9 protein-coding genes and 1 pseudogene are annotated in these 6,570 nt (G+C 64.8%); 4 read left to right on the top strand and 6 right to left on the bottom strand.

The window, feature by feature from the left end; all coding sequences use genetic code 11:
- A pseudogene (locus FNH04_RS39010) lies at window positions 1–80 on the bottom strand (IS5/IS1182 family transposase); the annotation flags it as partial.
- A gap of 43 nt (window positions 81–123) precedes the next feature.
- Entirely contained in the window at window positions 124–678 is a 555-nt protein-coding gene (locus FNH04_RS39005) for a hypothetical protein (protein WP_152790723.1), read from the bottom strand.
- A 206-nt stretch (window positions 679–884) separates the two neighbouring features.
- On the opposite strand from FNH04_RS39005, the gene FNH04_RS39000 reads away from it, so the two are divergent.
- A complete protein-coding gene (locus tag FNH04_RS39000) occupies window positions 885–1,496 on the top strand; it encodes a hypothetical protein (protein ID WP_152790721.1) in 612 nt (203 codons plus the stop codon).
- A 176-nt stretch (window positions 1,497–1,672) separates the two neighbouring features.
- Here FNH04_RS39000 and FNH04_RS38995 read toward each other — a convergent pair whose 3' ends face one another.
- From FNH04_RS38995 to FNH04_RS38985, 3 genes are all read right to left on the bottom strand, one after another.
- A complete protein-coding gene (locus tag FNH04_RS38995; RefSeq protein ID WP_152790719.1) occupies window positions 1,673–2,020 on the bottom strand; it encodes a hypothetical protein in 348 nt (115 codons plus the stop codon).
- 72 nt (window positions 2,021–2,092) lie between these two features.
- Window positions 2,093–2,440, bottom strand: a complete 348-nt coding sequence (locus tag FNH04_RS38990) for a hypothetical protein (RefSeq protein ID WP_152790717.1) — start codon at window positions 2,438–2,440, stop codon at window positions 2,093–2,095.
- Between the two features lie 681 nt (window positions 2,441–3,121).
- Window positions 3,122–3,502, bottom strand: a complete 381-nt coding sequence (locus tag FNH04_RS38985; protein ID WP_228031865.1) for an ATP-binding protein — start codon at window positions 3,500–3,502, stop codon at window positions 3,122–3,124.
- A gap of 318 nt (window positions 3,503–3,820) precedes the next feature.
- Here FNH04_RS38985 and FNH04_RS38980 point away from each other — a divergent pair, with 318 nt between their 5' ends.
- The 3 genes from FNH04_RS38980 (at window position 3,821) to FNH04_RS38970 (ending at window position 5,387) form a co-directional block, all read left to right on the top strand.
- Window positions 3,821–4,672: a helix-turn-helix domain-containing protein gene (locus FNH04_RS38980; RefSeq protein WP_152790713.1), complete on the top strand. Its 852-nt coding sequence runs from the start codon at window positions 3,821–3,823 to the stop codon at window positions 4,670–4,672.
- Between the two features lie 9 nt (window positions 4,673–4,681).
- Window positions 4,682–4,888, top strand: coding sequence for a DUF397 domain-containing protein (locus FNH04_RS38975; RefSeq protein ID WP_322725136.1), 207 nt, complete (start codon window positions 4,682–4,684; stop codon window positions 4,886–4,888).
- A gap of 214 nt (window positions 4,889–5,102) precedes the next feature.
- A complete protein-coding gene (locus FNH04_RS38970) occupies window positions 5,103–5,387 on the top strand; it encodes a hypothetical protein (RefSeq protein WP_228031864.1) in 285 nt (94 codons plus the stop codon).
- 144 nt (window positions 5,388–5,531) lie between these two features.
- Here the strand turns inward: FNH04_RS38970 and FNH04_RS38965 are convergent, their stop codons facing one another.
- The gene (locus FNH04_RS38965; protein ID WP_322725135.1) at window positions 5,532–5,954 is read right to left on the bottom strand and encodes a hypothetical protein; all 423 of its coding nucleotides are present in this window, start codon (window positions 5,952–5,954) and stop codon (window positions 5,532–5,534) included.
- Window positions 5,955–6,570 lie beyond the last annotated feature (616 nt).

Below are 6,570 nucleotides of genomic sequence, written 5' to 3'. Positions count from 1 at the left end.
AGCTTGCCGAACTGACGCGGGCTCAGCCCGGTGAACGGGGCTATCCAGGAGGGCTCCGACGCCGTGATCACACCAGACACAGCAAGATCATCTCATCCGTGACCAGCAGTTACGGGACAGCCCTTAGCCCCGTTCCAGCTCCGCGAGCGAAGCGGCCATCAGATCATCCAGCTCCACCAGAGTTCCGGAGGAAATCGCAGATTGCAGCGCAAACCTGGCGGCTGGCCTCAAAACGGGATCGTGCAGTCCACACATGAGAAGGAGGTCAATGGCCGCGCTCCGGCAATCGATGTCCCTTGAGGATTCCAGGATTTCACAATACGCAGGAAACCCGAGGGAGACCTCCTCCAGGCATCTCTTTACAGTCGTTCGCGTCGCCGCTCGGGCTGGCGCAGGGCCTCCCGACGCGATGGCGGCCAACGTCTCCAGGGATCTGACCAACGCATAACCAGTAAGGGTGTACAGCCCATGGACGAGACACCGAGCCGCAGCAGCCGACGACTCCGACAGGAGTCCCTGCGTGACAGCCTCATCCTCGATCCTCTGAATTGCGAGATCCACATCACTGTCGGAGGTCGCTTCACACAGGTCACAAAGCGCCGCACGCAGGATCAGCGAATCCTCACCGTTCAGGCTCCTCAGCGAACCCCAATCGTGCCTGTCGATCTCGACTTTCATGCTCTCTTCCCCTGTAATCAGTCAAAGAGCCTAAGGGTATCTGTCGACATCCTCCACGGCATAAAAGTCCGGCAGACCCAGCCCAAGGACAAACCTGCCGCACTCACGCTGATCCGTCACCGGCAGCCTGCTGAACGCATCCAGAGCCAGGCGGGCCACCAAGCCTTGCTCGGCAGCCCGGACCAGCTCCCCCATAGAGTGCGGCCATGGAAACGATCCCCTGGTTCGAGTACGACGACGAGGACGACCTGGGCACCGCGCAACGCGAGTTCGCAGACGTTCTCGCCGACCGCGCGCGCTCATGGCCCGTGGATCCGCTCAGCACCGTCTTGCTGCCCCTACCACACACCCCGTATCGCCAGCTATTGACCTATCTGGACATCGACGATCCCGAGCGCAACCAGGTTGTACTGACCATAGGAGCCCACTTCGACGGCACCGTCGTCCATGCGGACAAACTCCACAACCAGAATTTCACCCTCCCCGAGACCGGGACCGAGACCGAGTTCGCCTTTTCAGCCACCGGAAGTCCGACGGATTTGGCGCGCCGGACGGCCGACTGGTTCGAGGCGATCCTCGACCGCCCCCTTGTCCGCTGTGAATGGCTGTACGCGGGGAAGAGGTACGCCGTGCGGTACGAGTACGCGAACACGGGCCGTGGTCTCTGCGAGGGCTTCGAAGACACACTCGCACCTTCCGAACTGCGGAAACGCCTGACTGCCGAAGGCGTCGTCCGAGGACGGGGACGGATCAACCGCGCCGGCTTGGGCGAACCGCACCGGATCGTGCGCGTCAGAGGGAACCGGACTGCGCTGTAGTTGCGGGATGCTCTTGGCTTGCGCGTCAGTCTGCCCTTGGACGGGCGTCCTGGACGCCCGCGAAGCACAGGCCCCTACTGGAACGTCGAGGGCACACCGGCCAGACAGGTCGAGCTCCTCGTCCGCCGCAAGACTGCGGCTTCTGGGACATCGTCCATGAACCGCAGCGTCGCTCCTCAACGAGGGAGCTGTGCCAGCGTACTCACGAGTTCGTCAGGGAACTCGGACATATGCGGCTCTGCGCAGTATCGAACCGTACAGGCCGCCGATATCAGTTCCATCGTCGAATAGTCCCCGCCCCGCAGCATTCTGGCACACAGCCCCAGAGGAACTGCAAAGTCTGCCTGGGCAGCGTCCGACATGGAATCGAGAATACCAGGTTCATCCAACAGAACCAGTTTTACGATGCGATTCAAATTTTCTGTCAGCTCAGAGATATCAAGGTGCCCACATAGCTCACCCATGTCTGCGTACTCGGCAAAACCAAATCGATTGACTCTAAGGTACTCGTATTCCCTGCTCACCAATACTGATCCCCTGGAGGCGCCACCATCCGCGGACCGACGACCATCCCGCACTGCATTTCCTCCGAGATGTCAGTCCGTTCTCCTGAGCGGGCCGAAGCGAGATGGGGTCATCGCGTTACCTTCGTCTTCATGCCACTGGCAATGTGTCGCATAAATACGCCCTACGCCCCCATTGACAGCGAACCATTCCCCACGAGTGCCAGCCGGAATTTCTACATCAGGCAGGTCGAAGTCCTCACCTGCGCGGATCTCTAGCCTCTGGCACTCGGTGGGCATGTGAAGAAAGGCGACGTTCGAGAAGAGAACATCCACCCGGGCGGGAGAAGAGTCGCTCAGGCTGCGCAGCAGGAGCTGGCGGTAGCTCACCGCGAAGTGCCACGTACGAAACGGCCGCTCCCACACGGCGACCAGGGCCACTACGTACCTCCTGTGTCGTTATCGCACGTCGACGGAGTCGGCGCTGCTCTTGACGCTACCGGTGGTGGAGTTGCCGTAGTACACCCAGCGCCAGTCACCGTCCTTGAAGGCGGTGACCGTGGTCTTGAGACGAGCCACACCGCCCAGCCCCGCGGCCCGGGCCGTCGCACTGGCACTCGCCTGCGGCGCTGCCTGCAACCCCAGGCCGTCACCAGCGCCACCGCCCCACTCGCCACATCGCACGCGGACACCAAGGTGCACAGCACGGCCAGCATTTCTTCTGTACCTGAAGCCTGGGCGGTCGGCCCACTGCGTCTCTCCGTCACGGCTACCAGCACAGTGGCGTTCTCCAAGGGGCTCATGCTGGTACTCCTCAAGGAATCCGCAGTCATCCGCCAGCGCCCTCGCTCCCTGCCCCACGCGAGATCCAGCCGGACAGATCCGCCAGGGTGCAGCGAAACCGTCGACGCTTACAGGATCAGCCAGGAAGACGGCCTCACCCCGGCGAACGACGCCATTCCAGTCGGCGGTGAAGAGCCCACGGGCCTCTACCGACGTGCGATCGGCGTGCCATGCGCGGCTGAAGTGATCAGCCGCCGAAATCGCCCCGATGAACAGGCTGCCGCACGCCCACATGTCACTCGTGCCGTCGTCGTACTCCGGCGCCTCCACCGTCTTGCGCTACACGGCAGCAAGGTCACACCACACGAACTTGCCCCGGCTGCCGTTCCTGGCCAGCGGCTGCCAGCCCCACACATCGGCGCAGGCACGGATCAGGGCGAGGCCGCGGCCCTGCTCGGCATCGGCGAGCTGGGCCGGGTGGTTCGGGGGCTCAGGCGGTTCGGGATCCGCGTCCCAGGCGCCGATCCGCAGAACACCGGCCGACCAGTACACGCGCAGGGCGGCGGGGCCCTTGGTGTGTCGTACGGCGTTGGAGACCAGCTCGGTGGCGAGAAGTTCGGCGGTGTCGGCGAGGTGGGCCAGGCCATGCATGGTCAGGATCAGGCGGAGGGTGCGGCGGCTGATGGTGACGGCGCGGGGGTCCTGGGGGATGTAGAGCATGTACTCCCAGGGCTCCGGGGTGAGTTCGGCGAGTGCGTCAGGGCCGCCGAGGGCGTCAAGGGCGTTGGGACGGTTTTCGGGCATGGGCGATCTCCTGTCGGGTGAAGGGGAGTTGGCAGGTCGCGGCGGGTGCGGGCGGTGGCATTGCCACAGCCGTCATGGCAGGACGGAGTGGTGCGCTTCCGGGGCCCCGGGGTTCCGCAGCGTGTGCGTCACGTCACTGAATGTAGGGCACTAATTTCTGCCCATGCAACCTGTTGCCGTAGCCTGACACCCGAACGTGGCACAGCATCGAGGGTGTTGGGGACGGGAGGGCGCATGGCGCCGAGGAGCCATCCGACCGCGCGGCAGATGCGCCTGGGGACGGAGCTGCGCAAGCTGCGCGAGGTCGCGGGCCTGAAGGCCAGGGAGGTGGCAGCGTTCCTGAACTCAACCTCGGGCCAGATGAGTCAGATGGAAGCGGGCATCGCAGCCGTCAGCGCGGAACGCATCCGTCGCCTTGCCGCCCATTACACCTGCTCTGACGAGGCGCTGATCGACGCACTGGCGGGTATGGCGGGCGACCGCACACGTGGCTGGTGGGACGAGTATCGAGGTGTGTTGCCACAGGTGAACCTGGACGTCGCCGAGGCGGAGCACCATGCCGCGTTCCTGCGCGAGGTCGTCATCACCCATGTTCCCGGACTCCTCCAGACCCCGGACTACGCCCGAGCGGTCTTCCGGTACATGCGCCCGGAGCTGCCCGAGAGCGAGTTGGCACCCCGAGTAGAGCACCGAATGCGGCGACGCGCTGTCATCGAGGGTGACAACCCCACGCCGTACGAGACGGTCATCCACGAGTTCGCCCTGCGCATCCGCGTGGCTGACCGCCAGGCCAGCCTTTCCCAACTCCGGGAGATTCTGGACCTGATCGAGCAGGAGCGCGCCAGTGTGCGTGTCATCCCCACTGATCAGGACGGCTTCGCCGGCGCCGGGGCCTCGATGATGTACATGGGAGGTCCGGTGCCACAACTGGACACCGGGCTCCGGGACGCCCCTACCGGAATCGCGTTCATCGACGCGGAGCCTGAGCTGAAGCGACTTCGCACACTCTTCCGTAAGGTGGAGAAGGCGTCGCTGGACCCTGTGGCGTCGCGGGAGTTCATCCACCGTTTGTCGAAGGAACTCTGAGGAGGCACCGTGACTCGATCCCTGCACTGGCAGAAGTCGTCCTTCTCCGACGGCGGTGAGGGCAACACCTGTGTCGAACTGGCATCAGCCCCCACCACCATCCACCTCCGCGAAAGCGACACCCCTTCCACCGAGCTCACCACCACCCTTACTCCCCTCGCCCACCTGCTGGCAGGCATACGTTCCGGGACCCTCACTCCGCCCGCGCGCAGCTGAGCCGATTCGGGGCGGCATCGGGCGTGGCACCCTGTCCGCCATGACAGACCCGAAGGTCCGTGGACTGGCCCTGCCTGCGCACCTGACATCGCTGCTCCGTCAGGGCGCGTGGCGCCATCCTGGTGACGTGGAGATGTCGAGGTTGATCCCGTGGTTCGAAGAGCCCCTCGACTTCCTTACCAGTCCGGAACAGATGACGAGGGAGTCCAGGTCGATGGACATGTTCGCTGACGATCCGCGCAGCTCTGAGCTTTTCCGCGAGGTGCGAGGCAGCAGTCACCGGGCTCCCGTTGAACTCCCCTGGCTGGACGTCGAGCAGGCGGTACTCATCGCCGTGAACCGCGTTCCCGGTGACGACGTGGCCCTCGCCCTCGACTACCGCACCAGCCCCTCCGATCCCCGCGTGGTGGGCAGCGACTTCTGGACGAACCCCCGCCAGTGCGAGTGGCGCGTGGTGACACCTGGCTTTTCGTCCTTCGCTCAGGCCTTGGGTCTCTGATCACGCCCTTCCGGTCAGCTCCAGAAGGAGTCGCACCGGACTCACGCTCCCGAACCCGCGTCCTCCGCCGTGTAGCACGTCTCGATCACCTCGGTGTAGGCCCGGGCCTCCTCGCTCCTTGCCAGGGCGGACGGCCCTGGCGCGTCAGTCGAAGACGAACGGGCCCGGCGACTGCTTGGTCATCGCGGCACACCTCACGCTGATGCCGAAGATCACAAAGCTCAGCGAGTCCCCGCCGACGTAGGAGTCCAGGCTGTCACCCGGGGCAACGGTGCCGATGAGCGGGCCGAGCTCGATCGGGGAACCCGCCGGCACGGGCGGATTGGTCTGACCCGTGAAGAGGGTCGTGTCCGGTCCGCCGTTCCTTTCGAGCCGCAGTACGGCGTTCGTGGTGTTCTCCGGGATGGCGATCGGGGCGACCATGTCCGACGAGCCGAGCGTGATCGTCGCGGTCGTGCCGTACTGGGCGGCATTGAGGGTCAAGATCGTGCTGCCCCAGGTACCGCAGTCGTAGTACGCCGTGGCGGTGGTCGGTGACACGGCGATGGCGCCGGGTGCAAGCGCCACGGTCCCTGCGAGCAGTGCTGCCGAGGTGGCGGCGGTCGTGGCGGCGCGTAACTTCGGCCTCGTACGCCTCATCGGTCGTCCCATCCGGTCGAGTTCCAGTGCTACTGACTAAGCGTCAGATACCTGCCTCATTGACCCGCAGGGATCTCAAGAAGGCAAGCAGCATGACCGGCCCGGGGAGACATCCGGCGCCGGGCCCGCCGGCAGGGGCATCACGACGCCTCCCGTTGGGAAACCTGCTGCGGGTCTCCCCGACGCTGTCCGGCGTGTGCACACGCCGCCGTTGAACACCATGTGGAGCTCGAACTCGGCAGTGAGTGCGTTTGCCAGTAGATGGATCGCAGGCTGGCGCTCAGTGATTGGCAGATCTCAGCCAGCTCGGGATGCGCGGAGCATGAGCATCTAAGGCATCGGTGGCCCAGATCTGCCAATTCCGAGGACAGCTGTCAGCCGAGCTTGACCAGTTGGGCATCCACAACGGCGGTGGGAACAGCGAAATCCTTGTCGGTCTTGCCCTTCGGCGCGGCGCTTATGTACCCGACGGTGGCGCCCTTGCGGAACACGACCGCCTTTACCGGCGTTTTCACCCCGTCCGACTCGACGACCGCCCCGAGCC

It is taken from the genome of Streptomyces phyllanthi, from assembly GCF_009377205.1.
GTDB lineage: Bacteria > Actinomycetota > Actinomycetes > Streptomycetales > Streptomycetaceae > Streptomyces > Streptomyces phyllanthi.
The sequence above is the reverse complement of the archived record's forward strand: the minus strand, read 5'-3'. Positions and strand labels throughout refer to the sequence as shown.